The sequence below is a fragment of the Saccharopolyspora sp. genome (genome assembly GCF_017434145.1).
Taxonomy (GTDB): Bacteria; Actinomycetota; Actinomycetes; order Mycobacteriales; family Pseudonocardiaceae; genus Saccharopolyspora_C; species Saccharopolyspora_C galaxeae.
Genome location: NZ_JAFRFW010000084.1, coordinates 1 through 16,789, shown reverse-complemented (window position 1 = coordinate 16,789; position 16,789 = coordinate 1). Strand labels below are relative to the sequence as shown.

The window sequence follows — 16,789 nt, the reverse complement described above, 5'->3', positions numbered from 1 at the left end:
GGCGGCGCGGGCGGCGTTCGACGGCTGGGCAGCGCGCCCGGTGGCGGAGCGCTCGGCGCTGGTGCGTGCGATTTCCGAAGGCATCGCCCGGCGCCGCGACGAGATCGCCGCGACGGTGACCGCCGAGATGGGCTCCCCGATCGGTTTCGCCACCCAGGTGCACGCGAGCGTGCCGGTCGCGACGTCCGCGGGCATCGCCGACGTGCTGGACCAGGGCTTCGACTGGACCGAGGAGCACGGCAACTCGCTGATCGTGCGCGAGCCGGTCGGCGTCGTCGGCGCGATCACGCCGTGGAACTACCCGCTGCACCAGATCGTGGCGAAGGTCGCGGCGGCGCTGGCCGCGGGCTGCACGGTGGTGCTCAAACCCAGCGAGCTCGCCCCGCTGACCGCTTCGATCTTCGCCGAGATCGCCGCGGAGGCGGGCGTCCCGGCGGGCGTGTTCAACCTGGTGCACGGCACCGGCCCGGTGGTGGGCGAGGCCATCGCGGGCCACCCGGACGTCGACATGGTCTCGTTCACCGGCTCGACCCGCGCCGGACGGCGGGTTTCCGAGGTGGCAGCGGGCACCGTCAAGCGGGTCGCGCTGGAACTCGGCGGCAAGTCGGCGAACGTGGTGCTCGACGACGCGGACCTGGCCAAGGCGGTGAAGCTCGGCGTCGCCGGTTGCTTCCCGAACGGCGGGCAGAGCTGCAACGCGCTGTCCCGGATGCTGGTGCCGGAATCCCGGCACGACGAAGCGGTGGAACTCGCGGTGGCCGCGGTCGCGAAGTACTCCGTCGGCGATCCGACCGACGAGCGGACCCGCATCGGTCCGATGGCTTCGGACGTGCAGCGCGACCGCGTCGTCGACTACATCCGCAGCGGTGTGGCCGAGGGGGCTTCGGTGGTCACCGGCGGCCCGGAAGCTCCGGACGGGCTCGATCGGGGCTACTACGTGCGCCCGACGGTGTTCACCGGGGTGCGCCCGGACATGACCATCGCGCGCGAGGAGATCTTCGGCCCGGTGCTGTCGATCCTGCCGTACCGGGACGATGACGAGGCGGTCGCGATCGCCAACGACTCCGAGTACGGGCTCTCCGGCGCGGTTTTCGGCTCCGACGAGCGCGCGCTGGCGGTGGCCCGCCGGATCCGCACCGGCCAGGTCGCGGTCAACGGCGGGGCGTTCAACCCGAACGCGCCGTTCGGCGGCTACAAGCAGTCCGGCAACGGGCGCGAGTTCGGCAAGTTCGGGCTGGAGGAGTTCCTGGAGGTCAAGTCGATCCAGCGGTGAAGGCCGGGTCATCCGCGTTCGGCCCGCGGTAGCGGCGGCAGCGCAGCGACGTCGTCGCCCCGCGCCGTCGACTTCGTCCGAAGTGGACTTCGAGCCGCGTGCAGCCCGGAAATGGTCCGAAGTGGACACCGTTGCTCAGGCCGCGAGCGCTCTGCGCAATGCCCGGCCGGTGGTCTCCGCCGGGTAAGGGGAGGCCCGTAGTGCCTCGGTCTCGCTGATCACGGCGGTGCGGAAGGAATCGCACAGCCCCGCCAGGGCTGCGAGCTCGGCGCGCTGGCCGCGGACGAACTCCGCATCGACCGGGTTTCCGTGCCCGGGCACGACGATCTCCGGTCGTAGCTCCAGCAGCGCAGCGAGCGCGGCAGGCCAGCTTTCCGGGAAAGCGTCCTCGAAGTCCGGTGGCGCACCCTGTTCGACCAGGTCGCCTGCGAAGACCACGCCGGCGTCCGGCACCTGCGCGATCAGGTCGTGGTCGGTGTGCCCGGCGCCGAGGTGGTGAAGCTGCACGATCCGGTCGCCGAGGTCGATCTCCGCGCGGTCGTGCACCAGCCGATCCGGTTGCGCCACGTTGGTGCGCGACAGTGCGGTGGCCAGTTCGTGGCGCCCCTCGGCGCGGTAGTGCTCGACCCATTCCGCGCGCTGCCGTTCGGCGTGCTCGTCCAGGTAGCGCGGGCAGTTCGCGTGCGCCCGCACGGGCGCGGGCAGGAACGCCGCGGTGCCGAAGCAATGGTCGAAGTGACCGTGCGTCAGCACCACCTCCCACGGCTGCGACGTCACCTCGCGAACCGCCGCGGCCAGTTCCGCGCCTTGCTCGCGATCGCCCCGGGTGTCCACGACCAGCGCCCGAGCCGAACCGAGCACCAGTCCCGTGCTCAGGTCGAGCTCGGAGTGCCTGCGCACGAACACCCGGTCGGTCACCTCTCGCCACTGTTCCACGTCCCCAGGATGCCGTCGCCGACCGGCGTCGCGGCAGGGGTGCGAAGCCGCCGCGCGGTGTTTGGCACACTGCCTGCGTGCGCGTCTACCTTGGATCTGACCACGCAGGATTTGAACTCAAGAACCACCTGGCCAAGTGGCTGGGCGAGCGCGGTCACGAAGTGACCGACGTCGGCCCGGCGGTCTACGACGCCCAGGACGACTACCCGCCGTTCTGCGTCGAAGCCGCCCGCCGCGTCGTGGCCGACGAGGGCAGCCTCGGGCTGGTCATCGGCGGTTCCGGCAACGGCGAGCAGATCTCGGCCAACAAGGTTCCCGGCGCCCGCGCGGCGCTGACCTGGAACGTCGAGACCGCGAAACTGGCTCGCCAGCACAACAACGCACTGCTGGCGGGCATCGGTGCGCGGATGCACTCGGTCGAGGAGATCGAGGAGATCGTCGAGGCGTTCCTGGGCACCGAGTTCGAAAGCGGCCGCCACCAGCGCCGCATCGACCTGCTCGCCGACTACGAGCGGACCGGGAACCCGCCGGCGCTTCCCGCGGAGTGACCATGCCCGAAGCACGCCCGGTCGCGTTGTGGACACCGCTGGTCGCCTTCGGCGCCACCGCGGCCGGGGTGCTCGTCCTCTTCTTCGCCCAAACCGCGCTCTCGCCCGTGCTGCTGGGCGGTCCGGGCGCTACCTGCACCGCCCCGGATTGCGTGCTCGGCGTCGGGCTGTGGCTGATCGTCGGCGGTTTTCTGGCGCTGTGCCTGGCATTCCTCGCGGGAATGGTGGTGGCCTTCTGGCGCCGCGGTACGACCGGCGTGGTCCGCCGCGGCCTGATCGTGGCCGCTTGCTGCGTCGCCGCCTACCTGGCCGAGTCCGTCGTGCTGTGGGTGTTGTTCTGAGCGCCTGTCTCGGGCCTGCGGTCGGCTCGGGTGTCGGCTTTTTCGAGCGGTGTCAGCCGCTTCCGCCACGTGCACAACGTAACCACCGCTGAAGGACAGGCACTGACGCGATGCCCGAAGGTCACACGTTGCACCGGCTCGCGCGGCTGCACGATGCGCGGTTCGGCGGGCACCGGGTGCGAGTGCTCAGCCCGCAGGGCCGATTCGCCGCCAGTGTGTCCGAAGTGGACGGTTCGGTGCTGGAGCGCGCCGAGGCGCACGGCAAGCACCTCTTCCACTGCTACGGCCCCGGAATCGTGCACGTGCACCTCGGGTTGTACGGGAAGTTCACCGAAATCCCGCTGCCGCCGGAACAGCCGCGCGGCCAAGTCCGGATGCGGATCGTCGGCCCGGATTGCGCGACGGATCTGCGCGGCCCCACGGCCTGCGAACTGATCACGCCGGAGGAAGTCGCGGCGCTGCGCGCCCGCCTCGGCCCGGACCCGCTGCGCGCGGACGCCGAACCGGACCGCGCGTGGCAGCGGATCGAGCGCTCCCGCACGCCGATCGCCGCGTTGCTGCTGGATCAGAAGGTCATCGCGGGCGCGGGCAACGTCTACCGCGCCGAAGTCCTGTTCCGGCACGGCATCGCGCCCTACACGCCCGGCCGGGAATTGGGCGCGCGGCGGTGGAAGCTCGTCTGGCACGACCTGGTCGAGCTGATGGCCGGCGGCGTGCGGACCGGGCGGATCGACACGGTCCGGCCGGAGCACGAGCCGGAGGCGATGGGGCGCCCGCCGCGGCAGGACCGGCACGGTGGCGAGGTCTACGTCTACCGGCGAGCCGGTGCGCCTTGCCTGATCTGTGCGACACCGGTGGTCACCGCGGACCTCTCCGGCCGCAACCTCTACTGGTGCCCCACCTGCCAGGCCTGACCGGCGCCTCAGAAGTCGAAGCCGTCGAACCCGTCGAAGCCGTCGAAATCTCCGAAGTCGCCGCCGTCGCCGAAGCCGCCCGGGTCCGCGCCGTCGAACCCGTCGGCTCCTTGGAAACCCTCGGCGTAGGCGGCCTCGGGAACTCCGGACATGCCGCCGAACAGTGCGCTGGCCAGCATGAACGACCCCGCGCCCCAGGCTCCGGCGACCAGCGCGGGCTTCCACCACGGCTGGCTGTACCAGCCCTCCGGCACCGGACGGCCCGCGACTCGGCCGCCCGGGTAGTAGTGCGGCGTCTGCTCGCTCGGCTCCGGCGAGGCCACCTGCCGCTGCCCTTCGACCTCGACGTCGCGGTGCTCGGTCACCTTGCCCGCACCGTGCCGGTCCGCGAGGTCCGGAAGTTCCGGGCCGGGGTCCATGTCCATCGCGGTGCGCGCCGCGCGCACGTAGTACAGGCCTTCCATCGCCGTCCGGGTGGTGAGCCTGCACTGCTCGGCGGTGCTCGCCTGGTCGAGCTGGGACACCGCGGCCTGGTGCCGTTCGGCGGCGTCGGCAAGCGCCTGCTTGGCGGCCTCGTTCGTGCCGACGAGGTTGAGCACCTGCCCGCCCAGCCGCTCGGTCCAGCGCCGGGCGTCGGCCTTGGCGTCGTCGAGCTGGTTGCGCTGGTACTCGACGTTCTGCCTGCGCGACCACCACACCGCGACCACGAGGACGACGGCGGCGGCGATGATCAGGATGACTGCGGTGTCCACGGTGCCTCCGAGCTGGTCCGGTCGGACAATCCCGAGGCTACTCGCGGCGGGGGAGTGCTCGGGCGAGTCAGGCGCCGAGCGGTACCTCGGCCACGGTCTCCCACTCGGAGCAGGAGTGATCCCGGTTCAGCCGCACCAGCGAGACGGCGCCGGCTTTGGCCGTGGTCGGGTCGACGTCGGTGCCGCTGAGCGTGGCCACGGCGAAGATCGCGGGACCGTCCGTGGTGGAGTACGCGAGGCTGATGTGCCGGTCGACCTCTTCCGGTTCGCCCGGGAGCTGCTCGGCGCCGACCACTTCCGCGGTCGCCTCGCGCAGCGCCGCGCGCAGTTCCAGCAGCGTGGTCTGCGGCTCGGCGGGCAGCGACAGCGACTCGGGCAGCACCACGGCGCGATGGAACGCCAGCGACAGCGGCGCGAAACCGGTGAGCCGCCTGCGCGCGGTGTCCACCAGCCCGTCCAGCCGTTCCTGCGGCACCTCGTCGGTGAAGCCGACCTCCTGCACCAGGATGTGCATCCATTCCAGCGGGACGAGATCGAAACCCGGCAGGTCCCGCATGGCGTACTGGTACTGGTTCACCAGGTGGCGCAGCCCGGGCTGGTCGGCGAACGGCAGCAGCCACGCGTAGCTGGTGCGGCCGGAGTGCCATCCCGGCCGCCAGCGGGCGTGGTTGCGGACCTGGTCGGCGTGCGGCAAGTCGGTCACCCTTCAAATAGTGCACTGGCGCGGGCGGTTGTGGGGCGACCTTGAGCTATCTCACGGTCGTGGTGCCCGGGTGGGAATGATCACCGGACGGCGCCGACCGATCGCGCAGCGTGTCCGCCGCGTCGGCGTTGCGCACCCGCAACGACAGCAGCAATCCCAGCGCACCGAAGGCGATCGAGGCGAGGAACGCCCCGCGGTAGGCCGACATCTGCGCCTGCACCACCGCCGACGGCACCGAGACATCCACAGTGGACGTGTAGCTTTCGGTCAATGCCACCAGAATCGTCGCACCCACCGCGGTTCCGAGTGCGGTCGCCACCTGCCTGCTGGCGTTGAACAGCGAGCTGGCCCGGCCCATCGACGCGGCGGAGATCCGCGCGAACGCGGCGGTCTGCAACGGCGTCATCAGCAGTCCCATGCCGATCCCCAGCCACACCAGCAGCACCGTCAGCAGCCAGTACGGGGTCGCGGTGTCGAGCAGTTGCAGCAGCAGCCCGACACTGATCAACACGGTGAATCCGATGAGCAGCAGTGGCCGCGGCCCGACTCTTGTGTAGAGGCGGCTGACGAGCTGGGTGGTGGCGAGCATGCTCAGCGCCTGCGGCATCAGCACGAGGCCGGATCCGAGCGGGCCGAAGCCGCGCAGGTTCTGCAAGTACAGCGGGAGCAGGAACAGCGCGCCGAAGATCGCCCCGGTGGAGCACAGCAGCAGCCCGTTGCCGGTGCCGAACAGCCGATCGCCGAGCAGGCGCAGGTCCAGCATCGGTTCCGGGGTGCGCAGTTCGCGCGCGACCAGCCCGCTCAGCAGTACCGCGGCGACGATGAGCGTTCCCCACACCGAAGGCTTTCCCCAGCCGGTCTGGGCGCCTTGATCCAGCCCGACGAGGAGGGTGGCCAGGCCGCTGCCGGCCAGCACGAATCCGGGCAGGTCGAATCTGCCGGGCCGGGACTGCTGTTCCTCCTTCAGGAACAGCATCGCCGCGAGCAGCGCGAGCCCGCCCACCGGGACGTTGATGAAGAAGATCCATCGCCAGCTCGCGAATTCCACCAGCGCGCCGCCGATCAGCGGTCCGAGCATCGGCGCGATGGTGATCGGCACGGAAAGCACGGCGGAGGCTTTGGCGCGTTCGTGCGCCGGGAAGGCGCGGAAGAGCATGGCTTGGCCGACGGGGACGAGCATCCCGCCGCCGACGCCTTGCAGGATCCGCGCGCCGATCAGCATCCAGATCTCGGTGGCGAGTCCGCAAAGCACGGAGGCGGCGGTGAACACGACGACGGCGAGCTGGAAGGTGCGCTTGCCGCCGTAGCGGTCGGCGATCCAGCCGGATGCGGGCACGAACACGGCGAGGCTGATCAGGTAGCCGGTGAGCACCCACTGCAGGGTGGCTTCGCCGACGTGGAATTCGCGGCCCAACGTCGCCAGCGCGACGTTGAGCACGGTCATGTCCAGGATCTGCATGATCAGGCCGAGCACGAAGGTGATGCCGACCAGCCACTTGTACTCGAGACGTCGCAAGCTGCGCTCCGTGTTCGCTCCGGCGGTTCCCCCAGGCCGGCCCCTCGCGCGGAGCTCCGACCTCACCCCTCCAGCATGCGCCACCCCGACGACAGCCCCAACGCGTTTATTTCCCAGCCCCAGGGCCGCTCCGAAGCGCCCGGCTCACCAAGCCTTTCGCGCAACAACCACACCACCGGCAAAGCTGCCGCCGTCCGCATCCCGCGCAGACGCCTCCGCCAGCCGAACCGCCCTACTCACCGGCTCCGGCGGGTCTTCGTCTCCCAAGTCCTCACCGACGAGAGCCGCCGTCAATGCCCGCGCAGACGTCTCCACCGGCCGAACCGCCCTACTCACCGGTCCCGGCGGGTCTTCGTCTCCCAAGCCCCCAGCAAGGGAAGCCACCGCCAGAATCCCCACGCAACCACCGCACCGTGGGGGCTTACGGGGGCTCGGCCCCCGTATGAATATGCGAAGGAGGACCGGCCCAGGCCCCGACGAGTCGGGGCAGCGGCACAGTCCTCCCACCTCCGGAGCGGGCGACGGGAATCGAACCCGCGTAGCCAGTTTGGAAGACTGGGGCTCTACCATTGAGCTACGCCCGCATGCTCGGTCGGAACTTCCGTTTCCCGGAGCTTCGCCCGGATTCCGGTGCGTGAACCCGGTTGGTGCGTGAGTCCCGGGACGTTCGCGACCTTGCGTGCCCCACTTTAACCGGTCGCGATAGGGTCTTTGCAACGCACCCGGGGGTTCCGGGGTGCGTCGCAGGTCGAACGGGGTGTGGCGCAGTGTGGGAGCGCACTCGCTTTGGGTGCGAGGGGTCGTGGGTTCAAATCCCGCCACCCCGACGTTCGAGGGAGGCGTGGTCGGTCCGGCCACGCCTCTTTGCCGTCGAGATCACGTTGCGTGATCTTTCCGGGTGACCTGTTCGACAGCTGGTAACGATGCCCGCCGGGCTCTCGATTCCGTTGGCGTGCGCTTTCACGTTGCTGCGTCGAGGGTTCTGCGTCGCGTCCGGCTGCCCGCCGTGCTGGTCGGCGCGCTGCTGGTGCTGGCGGTCGTGCTGCTGGTGGGGGTGTCGTTGTTCGTCGATGTCCCGGGAGCGCGGCCGGTTCCGCCGACGGTGGGGATCGGCACGGCGGCCACTCCGACGAACCTGGGTCCGGCGATGGTTCCGGCGTTGGGCGGCCGGTGACCCGGCGTGCGCCGGTTTTCGGGCGGTTCGGCAACCCCCGGCCCGTGCTCGGTCGCCGCGGGCAATAGACTCGGAGGTCAGCCCGGCGTGGCCGGAGCGTGCCCAGTCCCGGGCGGTGCTGCTGTCCTGGGCGTCGCTCGAGGCGTTCCGCCGGGGTCCGAAGCACGTTCGCACTAGGAGACCACGTGAAGAGCACCGTCGAGCACCTGAGCCCGACGCGCGTACGGATCAACGTCGAGGTGCCGTTCGACGAGCTCAAGCCGAACTTCGACCGCGCGTACAAGCAGTTGGCGAACCAGGTCCGGATTCCGGGCTTCCGTCCGGGCAAGGCACCGGCCCGGGTGCTGGAGAGCAGGGTGGGCCGCGCGCCCGTGCTCGACGAGGTCGTCAACGAGGCGGTCCCGGAGAAGTACCTGGAGGCCGTGAACGGCAGCGAGGTGCGCACCCTCGGCCGTCCGGAGATCGAGGTCACCAAGATCGAGGACGGCGAGCAGGTCGCGTTCACCGCCGAGGTCGACGTGCGCCCGGAGATCACCGTGCCCGCTTTCGGCGAGCTGTCGGTGACCGTGGACGACGTCGAGGCGTCCGAGGACGAGGTGCAGCAGCAGCTCGATGAGCTGCGCGCCCGCTTCGGCACGTTGACCGGCGTGGAGCGTCCGGCGCAGCAGGGCGACTTCGTCAGCATCGACCTCTCGGCCACCGTCGACGGCGAAGAGGTCGAGGACGCGCGCACCAGCGGGCTGTCCTACGAGATCGGTTCCGGCCAGCTCATCGACGGCATCGACGACGCGCTGATCGGCGCGTCCGATGGCGATACGAACACTTTCACCAGCCACCTGCTGGCGGGCGAGTACGCGGGCAAGGACGCCGAGGTGACGGTCACGCTGAACTCCGTCAAGGAGCGGCACCTGCCGGAGGCCGACGACGAGTTCGCGCAGATGGCCAGCGAGTTCGACACCGCGGACGAGCTGATGGCCGACCTGCGCGAGCGGGCGGCCCGGATGAAGCGGATGCAGCAGGGGATGCAGGCCAGGGACAAGGTCCTGGACGCGCTGCTGGAGACCGTGGAGGTGCCGCTGCCGGAGAACCTCGTCAACTCCGAGGTCGAGGCCCGCGAGCACGACGCGGTGCACCCGTTCGACCACGACGAGGAGAAGTTCGGCGAGTGGCTGGCGCAGCAGGGCCAGACCCGCGAGCAGTTCGACGCCGAGACCCGGCAGGAAGCCGAGAAGGCGGTCCGCACCCAGCTGGTGCTGGACACGATCGCCGATGCCGAGGACGTGTCGGTTTCGGACAACGAGCTGACCGAGCGGATCATCTACCAGGCGCAGCGGTTCGGCGTGAGCCCGGACCAGTACGTGCAGCAGGCCCAGCAGTCCGGCCAGCTCGGCGCGATCTACGCCGACGTGCGGCGCAGCAAGGCGCTGTTCTCGGTGGTCCGGCAGGCGACCGTGCGCGACGAGTCCGGCGGGTCGCTGGATCTGGACGAGTTGTTCGGATCGGAGACCGACGAGTCGGGCCAGCCCGAGGTCGTGCCGGGTGAGGCCGAGCAGAAGTCGGCCGACGCGGAGGGCGACGGCGAGAACGCGGAGTCCACTGCGGGCGCGAAGTCCGAGTGAGCCTTTTCCGGCACGGCGATTTCGCTGTGCGCGAAAGGAATCCGCGCTTCGTCATGGCGGAACACAAGCTCTGAGCGAACGTGGGCGGTACCGGGAAGCTGGTGCCGCCCACGTTCGTTAGGGTCGGTCGTAAGCGGATCACCGGTAACCGAAAAGTACGGCGTCCCTGGGATTCGGCGGCCGAAAGCCCGCCCGGTCCATTGTGGAAGCCCCTCATCGTGGAAGAAGGCAGGGAGACGTGACGCAGCACCTGACTGTTCCGGCGTCGTCGGACTCGACGCCGCACATGCGGTCGACGAACGGGCTCTCGCTCAACGACTCGGTTTACGAGCGGTTGCTGCGGGAGCGGATCATCGTCCTGGGCTCCCAGGTCGAGGATTCCATCGCCAACCAGATCTGCTCGCAGCTCGTCCTGCTGGCGGCCGAGGACGCGGAGCGGGACATCTCGCTCTACATCAACTCGCCGGGTGGCTCGGTCACCGCCGGGATGGCGATCTACGACACGATGCAGTTGATCAAGCCCGATGTGGCGACGGTGGCGATGGGCTTCGCCGCGTCGATGGGCCAGTTCCTGCTCTCCGCGGGCGCCACCGGCAAGCGCTTCGCGCTGCCGCACTCGCGGATCATGATGCACCAGCCTTCGGCGGGCCTCGGTGGCACGGCTTCGGACATCGCGATCCAGGCCGACGTGTTCACCAAGCACAAGCGGGAGATGGCGGAGCTGATCGCGCACCACACCGGTCAGGACGTGGAGCGGATCATCGCCGATTCCGACCGGGACCGTTGGTTCACCGCCGACGAGGCGCGCGACTACGGGTTCGTGGACCACATCGCCACCGCCGCCAACCTGCCGAGCTGACCCGCGAACCCACAGCAACGAGGAGTCACCCGTCGTGAGCTCATTCCAGCTTCCGCAGTCCCGGTACGTGCTGCCTTCGTTCGTGGAGCGCACCGCGTACGGGGTGAAGGAGTCGAATCCGTACAACAAGCTGTTCGAGGAACGGATCGTGTTCCTCGGCGTCCAGGTCGACGACGCTTCGGCCAACGACGTGATGGCGCAGCTGCTGTACCTGGAGTCGGACGACCCGGACCGGCAGATCGACATCTACATCAACTCGCCGGGCGGTTCGTTCACCGCGTTGATGGCGATCTACGACACGATGCAGTACGTCCGCCCCAACATCCGCACGGTGTGCCTGGGGCAGGCCGCTTCGGCGGCGGCGGTGCTGCTGGCGGCGGGCACCAAGGGCCAGCGCCTGGCGCTGCCGAACGCCCGCATGCTGATCCACCAGCCTTCCACCGAGGGCATCTACGGTCAGGTCTCGGACCTGGAGATCCAGGCCAACGAGGTGCAGCGGATGCGGGACCTGATGGAGTCGACGCTGGCCACGCACACCGGCAACTCCAAGGAGCAGATCCGCCAGGACGTGGAGCGGGACAAGATCCTGACCGCGGACCAGGCCCAGCAGTACGGGCTGATCGACGAGATCATGCCGTACCGCAAGCTGGCCGGCCAGTCCTGAATCGCCGCGTGGACCGCGGCCCGTCCGGGTTCCTCCGGGGCGGGCCGCGATCTTCCGGGCGGCGGTGCGCGGCGGAGTTGCGACGCCGCGCGAACGGTGGTCGCGGGGACGTTCCGCGGGGTGGGATGCTTCGCCGGGCCGTTCGCGACACGCCCGGCACGTGCGGTCCCACCCGCCTCGCCCGGCGGGTGGCGGACACTGTGAGTCTCCCCGAAGGCGGGGAGCGGCAGGTACCGTCGAAACGAGCACATACGGTCAGGCACGTCACCGGACGGCGTGCCGGAGGGGACGGGGTCAGCGGTCATGGCACGTATCGGTGACGGCGGCGACCTGCTGAAGTGCTCCTTCTGCGGGAAGAGCCAGAAGCAGGTGAAGAAACTCATCGCCGGCCCCGGCGTGTACATCTGCGATGAGTGCATCGATCTCTGCAACGAGATCATCGAGGAGGAACTGGCCGAGGCCGGCGAGGTCAAGCTCGACGAGCTGCCGAAGCCGACGGAGATCCACGAGTTCCTGGACCAGTACGTCATCGGGCAGGACGCGGCGAAGCGGAACCTCTCGGTCGCGGTCTACAACCACTACAAGCGCATCCAGGCTGGGGAGCGCACCCGGGACAGCCGCGAGGAGAACGTCGAACTCGCGAAGTCGAACATCCTGATGCTCGGCCCGACCGGCTGCGGCAAGACCTACCTGGCGCAGACGCTGGCGAAGATGCTCAACGTGCCGTTCGCCATCGCCGACGCGACCGCGCTGACCGAGGCGGGCTACGTCGGCGAAGACGTCGAGAACATCCTGCTGAAGCTGATCCAAGCCGCCGATTACGACGTCAAGCGCGCCGAGACCGGCATCATCTACATCGACGAGGTAGACAAGATCGCGCGCAAGAGCGAGAACCCGTCGATCACCCGCGACGTCTCCGGTGAGGGCGTGCAGCAGGCGCTGCTGAAGATCCTGGAGGGCACCACCGCGAGCGTGCCGCCGCAGGGCGGCCGCAAGCACCCGCACCAGGAGTTCATCCAGATCGACACCACGAACGTGCTGTTCATCGTGGCCGGCGCGTTCGCGGGCCTGGACCAGATCGTCGAGGAGCGGGTCGGCAAGGCCAGCGTCGGCTTCGGTGCGCAGCTGCGGTCGAAGACCGAGATCGACGCGACCGACCACTTCGCCGATGTGTTGCCCGAAGACCTCATCAAGTTCGGCCTGATCCCGGAGTTCATCGGCAGGCTGCCCACCGTGGCCAGCGTGACGAACCTGGACAAGCCGTCGCTGGTGCAGATCCTCACCGAACCCCGCAACGCGCTGATCAAGCAGTACAAGCGGCTGTTCGAGATGGACAACGTCGAGCTGGAGTTCACCAGGTCGGGGTTGGAGGCCATCGCGGATCAGGCGATCCTGCGCGGCACCGGTGCCCGCGGCCTGCGGGCGATCCTGGAAGAGGTGCTGCTGCCGGTGATGTACGACATCCCGAGCCGTTCCGACGTGGCCAAGGTCGTGATCACCGAGCAGACGGTGCGGGAGAACGTCAATCCGACGATCGTCGCCCGGCAGAACACCCGCCGCGAGCGCCGCGAGAAGTCGGCCTGATCGGCTGCCCGGTCCTGCCGAAGAACCTCTTCGAACCTCGGTTTCGCGCCGCCCGATGCGCACCGCCGCGCGCGGTGCGCATCGTCAGCTCTTGCGGCGCCGCGGCACGTAGCCGCCGATGAAGTCGACGACCTCCGGCAGCGCTTTGCGGTAGTAGCGGCTGTTGTGCCCGCCGGGCGAGGTCGAGGCCACCTCCGGGTCGGCGCGGGCGATGAACCGGCGGGTGCCTTTGATGAACCGGTCGCGGGTGCCGCACCACACGCCCAGCGGAACGTCCTCGAGCGCGTCGAGGTGGCGCATGGGGTCGATGGAGGCCCAGTCCTGCTCGTCGGCGAAGGCCCGTCGCCGCGCCATCTCCGGCCAGTTGGTGATCAGCGCCGGGGACACGATCGCCGTCGCGCGCACCTGGCTGCGCAGCTCGTTGCGGCGGCGGGTGTAGAGCAGCGCGCCGAACCCGCCCATCGAGATGCCCGCCACCGCGAACGGCTGGCCGTCGGCTCCGCCGAGGCCGCGCTCACCGAGCCAGCGGGGCACTTCCTCCAGCAACATCCACATCGGGTCGTCGCCGAAGCGCTGGTGCCAGTAGCTGTTCCCGCCGCCGTCGACGGCCAGGAACGCGAACGGCGGCACGGCGCCGCTGGCAACCGCGGAGGTGAGCCAGCTGGGCACGCCACCGGCGGATCTGCGGGCGTCGCCGTACCGTCCGTGCAGCAGCAGGCACACCGGCAGCCCCTCGCGGTGCACGCCGTCCGGGAACATCGTCACCAGGTCGACCTCGCGGTTGCGCGCCTGCGAGTGCACGGTCTCGACCAGCACGTTGTCCTGCTTGGCCAGCGGGACCGCCGCCGGTTGCACCTCGGTTCCGCCGGAGTCGGCGCTGAGTCCCAGTCCGGCCGCGCCGATCCCGAGCAGGCCGGATGTGAGCATGGTGCGACGGCTCGGCATCCTGACCGACCGCGGATTCCCGCGCATGACACCTCCGGCTTCGCCTCGCTCTGAGTGTCCATCGTGCCAATGGCGCGGATCGCTACCGATGCGGCCCCGGCGGTGTCCTCAGCGGACCGCGGCCGGTTCCGGTGCGGTGACCCGCTCGGCTCCGGTGTAGACGTTCATGGAGCTGCCGCGCAGGAAGCCGACCAGCGTCATGCCCTGCTCGGCGGCCAGCTCGACGGCGAGCGAGGACGGCGCGGAGACCGCGGTGAGCATCGGCACACCCGCCATCGCGGCTTTCTGGACCAGCTCGAACGACGCCCGCCCGGAAACCATGAGCACGCTGGCGCCCAACGGCACGCGCCGTTGCAGCAGCGCCCAGCCGAGCACTTTGTCGACGGCGTTGTGCCTGCCCACGTCCTCCCGGCACACCAGGAGTTCGCCGTGCGCGTCGAAAAGGGCGGCGCCGTGCAATCCGCCGGTGCTGTCGAAGACCTGCTGCGCCGCGCGCAGCCGCTCCGGCAGTTCCGCGAGGGTTTCCGGACTGATCCGCAGCGGATCCTCGGCGGGTGAGTACCGGGTGCTCAGCCGGACCGAGTCCAGCGCGGCCTTGCCGCACACGCCGCAGGACGAGGTGGTGTAGAAGTTCCGCTCCACCGAGGTGTCCGGCGGGCTCACGCCGGGCGAGAGGCGGACGTCGAGCACGTTGTAGGTGTTGCGCCCGTCCGGACCGGGACTGTCGCAGTAGCGGGCGCTGTGCACGTCGTCCATGCCACCGATGACGCTTTCGGTGAGCAGGAAGCCGTGCGCCAGCTCGACGTCGTTGCCGGGGGTGCGCATGGTGACCGTGAGCGCTCGGCCGTCGATCCGGATCTCCAGGGGTTCTTCGGCTGCGAGAGTGTCGGGCCGGGTGCGGGCGCCCTGCTCGGTGATCCGCAGCACGGGCCGCCGTACCGTGACACGTCCCATTGACGACCTCCTGCTCGTGCGACGCCGTTCCCGGCGATTCGACCGTCTCCTATGGTCGCAGGCCCGCGGGTGTGATCGCGCTGCTCGGGTCGCGGTCTCGCGCGCTGGTCCGTTCGGGCGTGCGGGCGGAGAAATGTGGTCGAAGCCGTGCTGTTCCGTCGTGGTTGATCGCTAGTGTTCGCTCGTAAGGCCCCAGCGAGCAAGGACCCGACATGCCCGAGAGCACCGCAACCGCCCGGCAGAACCTCCGATTCGTCGAGTCGGAGGCGCCGATCCGCGAGCCCGTCACCAAGTTCGGCGGCCAGCCCGTGTGGCTGGACGCGCCTGCCTGGCCGCTTTCGGCCAGCCAGGGGCGCCCGATGCGCTTCCTCGGGCAGATCCGGTTGCCGGGCGAGCAGGTGCGGCTGGCCTACCTGTTCCTGACCGAGGACTTCAGCGACGATCCGGACGACTTCGTCGACAACACCTTCGAGCCGGAGGGCGGGGAGAACGCGTTGTTCGCCCAGCCCGGCGAACCCGCGGACTTCTACCAGGTGGCGGGCATCGCGAAGGGGCCGACGTTCGGGCCGGACCACGCGGTGGAACTGACCCCGTTCGACGGCGAGACCTCGGTGGACGACTTCGCGAGCCGGCTGTTCGGCGAGCCGCGGTGGTTGCAGGACGAGGAAGCGCCCGACGGGCCGTTCCGCTTCCTGCTGCAGCTCGACAGCGCCGACGACCTGCCGTTCGAGGTGAACTTCGGCGATGCGGGCGTGGGGTACGGGTTCCTCGACGAGGGCAGTGGGCAGGGGCGGTTCCTCTGGCAGTGCGGCTGAGGAGGGGCGGGCTGAGGAGGGGCGGCTGAGGAGGTCCGGCAGTGCTCGACGCAGGCCGCATGAAGGTCACTGCTCGAGCAGCCGCCCTTCGGCCAGCCGCAGCCACCGATCGGCGCCGATCTCGGCGAGGAACCGTTCGTCGTGGCTGACCACCACGAACGCCCCCCGGTAGGCGTTCAGCGCGCTTTCCATCCGGCGCACACCGGCCAGGTCGAGGTTGTTGGTCGGCTCGTCCAGCAAGAGCAGCTGCGGCGCCGGTTCGGCGCTGAGCACGCACGCCAATGTCGCGCGCAGCCGCTCACCACCGGACAGAGCCCGCACCGGCAGGTGAATCCGGGAGCCCTGGAACAGGAACCGGGCCAGCAGGTGGATGCGCTGCTGCTCGAGCATCGCTGGCGCGAAGGCGGCCAGGTTCTGCGCCACGGTGCGGTCGACGTCCAGCAGCTCCAGCTTCTGCGACAGGTGAGCGATGCGTCCGTCCACCCGTTTGGTGGCGCCGGCGTCCGGTTCCACCTCGCCGCTGATCACGTGCAGCAACGTGGACTTGCCCGCACCGTTCGGGCCGGTGAGGGCGATCCGTTCGGGTCCGCGGATCGCCAGGTCCAGGCCCTCGCCCGCGAACAGCTCGCGCCCGTCCCGCCGAACCCGCAGGCGTTCTCCGAGGAACACGGTGCGACCGGCGGGGACGTTTGTGTCCGGCAGGTCGACCGCGATCTGCTGCTCTTCGCGCAAGCCGCGCTCGGCCTCGTCGAGCTTGGCCCGCGCAGCGTCGAGGCGGGCGGCGTGCACGTCGTCGGCTTTGCCCGCCGACTCCTGGGCGCGCCGCTTCATGGCGCCCGCGACGATCTTGGGCAGGCCCGCGTCGGCGACGTTGCGGGCAGCGCTCCCGGCGCGTCGCGCGGCGCGTTCGCGGGCCTGCTGCATCTCCCGCTTCTCCCGTTTGACCTGCTGCTCGGCGCTGCGGACGTGCTTTTCGGCGGCCTGCTGCTCGACGTGCAGCGCCTGCTCGTAGTCGGTGAAGTTGCCGCCGTGGGTTCGCATCTCGCCGCTTTCGAGCTCGGCGGTGCGGTCCATCCGGTCCAGCAACGCCCGGTCGTGGCTGACCACCAGCAAGCAGCCGGTGAAGTCGTCGAGCACGGCGTGCAGCCGGTGCCGCGCGTCGATGTCGAGGGTGTTGGTCGGTTCGTCGAGC

At 69.9% G+C, this 16,789-nt stretch carries 17 protein-coding genes and 2 tRNA genes; 11 read left to right on the top strand and 8 right to left on the bottom strand.

The features are described from left to right. The coding region (locus tag IJH84_RS02160; RefSeq protein WP_295139620.1) for an aldehyde dehydrogenase family protein at nt 1-1,273 on the top strand (1,273 nt) is incomplete at its 5' end. A 135-nt stretch (nt 1,274-1,408) separates the two neighbouring features. Here the strand turns inward: IJH84_RS02160 and IJH84_RS02155 are convergent. Further along, complete coding sequence (locus IJH84_RS02155) at nt 1,409-2,209, bottom strand: MBL fold metallo-hydrolase (protein WP_295139618.1); 801 nt, start codon at nt 2,207-2,209, stop codon at nt 1,409-1,411. A gap of 77 nt (nt 2,210-2,286) precedes the next feature. Here IJH84_RS02155 and IJH84_RS02150 point away from each other — a divergent pair, with 77 nt between their 5' ends. From IJH84_RS02150 to IJH84_RS02140, 3 genes are all read left to right on the top strand, one after another. Then, entirely contained in the window at nt 2,287-2,757 is a 471-nt protein-coding gene (locus IJH84_RS02150) for a ribose-5-phosphate isomerase (RefSeq protein WP_200070896.1), read from the top strand. A 2-nt stretch (nt 2,758-2,759) separates the two neighbouring features. Further along, on the top strand, nt 2,760-3,098 hold the full coding sequence (locus tag IJH84_RS02145; protein ID WP_200070897.1) for a hypothetical protein: 339 nt from the start codon (nt 2,760-2,762) through the stop codon (nt 3,096-3,098). A 110-nt stretch (nt 3,099-3,208) separates the two neighbouring features. After that, a complete protein-coding gene (locus tag IJH84_RS02140) occupies nt 3,209-4,012 on the top strand; it encodes a DNA-formamidopyrimidine glycosylase family protein (RefSeq protein WP_295139614.1) in 804 nt (267 codons plus the stop codon). An 8-nt stretch (nt 4,013-4,020) separates the two neighbouring features. Here the strand turns inward: IJH84_RS02140 and IJH84_RS02135 are convergent, their stop codons facing one another. From IJH84_RS02135 to IJH84_RS02120, 4 genes are all read right to left on the bottom strand, one after another. Then, the gene (locus IJH84_RS02135; protein ID WP_295139613.1) at nt 4,021-4,764 is read right to left on the bottom strand and encodes a hypothetical protein; all 744 of its coding nucleotides are present in this window, start codon (nt 4,762-4,764) and stop codon (nt 4,021-4,023) included. A 67-nt stretch (nt 4,765-4,831) separates the two neighbouring features. Further along, nucleotides 4,832-5,467, bottom strand: coding sequence for a 2'-5' RNA ligase family protein (locus tag IJH84_RS02130; protein WP_295139611.1), 636 nt, complete (start codon nt 5,465-5,467; stop codon nt 4,832-4,834). 46 nt (nt 5,468-5,513) lie between these two features. Further along, complete coding sequence (locus tag IJH84_RS02125; RefSeq protein WP_295139609.1) at nt 5,514-6,983, bottom strand: MDR family MFS transporter; 1,470 nt, start codon at nt 6,981-6,983, stop codon at nt 5,514-5,516. Nucleotides 6,984-7,496: 513 nt separating this feature from the next. Beyond that, nucleotides 7,497-7,567 (bottom strand) — tRNA-Gly (locus IJH84_RS02120). A gap of 169 nt (nt 7,568-7,736) precedes the next feature. On the opposite strand from IJH84_RS02120, the gene IJH84_RS02115 reads away from it, so the two are divergent. The 6 genes from IJH84_RS02115 (at nt 7,737) to clpX (ending at nt 12,883) form a co-directional block, all read left to right on the top strand. Continuing rightward, nucleotides 7,737-7,810: transfer RNA gene (locus IJH84_RS02115), tRNA-Pro, on the top strand. A gap of 125 nt (nt 7,811-7,935) precedes the next feature. Further along, complete coding sequence (locus IJH84_RS02110) at nt 7,936-8,157, top strand: hypothetical protein (protein WP_200070901.1); 222 nt, start codon at nt 7,936-7,938, stop codon at nt 8,155-8,157. A gap of 185 nt (nt 8,158-8,342) precedes the next feature. Next, nucleotides 8,343-9,776 (top strand): trigger factor, encoded by a 1,434-nt coding sequence (gene tig / locus IJH84_RS02105; protein WP_200070902.1) that lies wholly within the window; start codon nt 8,343-8,345, stop codon nt 9,774-9,776. 286 nt (nt 9,777-10,062) lie between these two features. After that, nucleotides 10,063-10,635, top strand: a complete 573-nt coding sequence (locus IJH84_RS02100) for an ATP-dependent Clp protease proteolytic subunit (RefSeq protein WP_200071142.1) — start codon at nt 10,063-10,065, stop codon at nt 10,633-10,635. Between the two features lie 34 nt (nt 10,636-10,669). Continuing rightward, nucleotides 10,670-11,299, top strand: coding sequence for an ATP-dependent Clp protease proteolytic subunit (locus tag IJH84_RS02095; protein WP_200070903.1), 630 nt, complete (start codon nt 10,670-10,672; stop codon nt 11,297-11,299). Nucleotides 11,300-11,602: 303 nt separating this feature from the next. After that, the gene (gene clpX, locus IJH84_RS02090; protein ID WP_200070904.1) at nt 11,603-12,883 is read left to right on the top strand and encodes an ATP-dependent Clp protease ATP-binding subunit ClpX; all 1,281 of its coding nucleotides are present in this window, start codon (nt 11,603-11,605) and stop codon (nt 12,881-12,883) included. An 84-nt stretch (nt 12,884-12,967) separates the two neighbouring features. On the opposite strand, the gene IJH84_RS02085 is transcribed toward clpX, so the two are convergent. Together IJH84_RS02085 and fdhD are read right to left on the bottom strand one after the other, a co-directional pair. Then, entirely contained in the window at nt 12,968-13,810 is an 843-nt protein-coding gene (locus tag IJH84_RS02085; protein WP_295139605.1) for an alpha/beta hydrolase-fold protein, read from the bottom strand. Nucleotides 13,811-13,936: 126 nt separating this feature from the next. After that, on the bottom strand, nt 13,937-14,782 hold the full coding sequence (fdhD, locus tag IJH84_RS02080) for a formate dehydrogenase accessory sulfurtransferase FdhD (RefSeq protein WP_200070906.1): 846 nt from the start codon (nt 14,780-14,782) through the stop codon (nt 13,937-13,939). Between the two features lie 212 nt (nt 14,783-14,994). Here fdhD and IJH84_RS02075 point away from each other — a divergent pair, with 212 nt between their 5' ends. Beyond that, nucleotides 14,995-15,597: a hypothetical protein gene (locus IJH84_RS02075; RefSeq protein ID WP_200070907.1), complete on the top strand. Its 603-nt coding sequence runs from the start codon at nt 14,995-14,997 to the stop codon at nt 15,595-15,597. Nucleotides 15,598-15,663: 66 nt separating this feature from the next. On the opposite strand, the gene IJH84_RS02070 is transcribed toward IJH84_RS02075, so the two are convergent. Then, nucleotides 15,664-16,789 (bottom strand): ATP-binding cassette domain-containing protein (locus tag IJH84_RS02070; protein WP_295139601.1); only part of this gene is annotated, 1,126 nt, incomplete at its 5' end.

What these genes read in the sequence shown, in the direction of transcription:
- IJH84_RS02145 (WP_200070897.1), top strand. Translation starts at nt 2,760, where the DNA reads ATGCCCGAAGCACGCCCGGTCGCGTTGTGGACACCGCTGGTCGCCTTC.
- IJH84_RS02140 (WP_295139614.1), top strand. Translation starts at nt 3,209, where the DNA reads ATGCCCGAAGGTCACACGTTGCACCGGCTCGCGCGGCTGCACGATGCG.
- IJH84_RS02100 (WP_200071142.1), top strand. Translation starts at nt 10,063, where the DNA reads ATGCGGTCGACGAACGGGCTCTCGCTCAACGACTCGGTTTACGAGCGG.
- clpX (WP_200070904.1), top strand. Translation starts at nt 11,603, where the DNA reads ATGGCACGTATCGGTGACGGCGGCGACCTGCTGAAGTGCTCCTTCTGC.
- IJH84_RS02085 (WP_295139605.1), bottom strand. Translation starts at nt 13,810, where the DNA reads ATGCTCACATCCGGCCTGCTCGGGATCGGCGCGGCCGGACTGGGACTC.
- fdhD (WP_200070906.1), bottom strand. Translation starts at nt 14,782, where the DNA reads ATGGGACGTGTCACGGTACGGCGGCCCGTGCTGCGGATCACCGAGCAG.
- IJH84_RS02075 (WP_200070907.1), top strand. Translation starts at nt 14,995, where the DNA reads ATGCCCGAGAGCACCGCAACCGCCCGGCAGAACCTCCGATTCGTCGAG.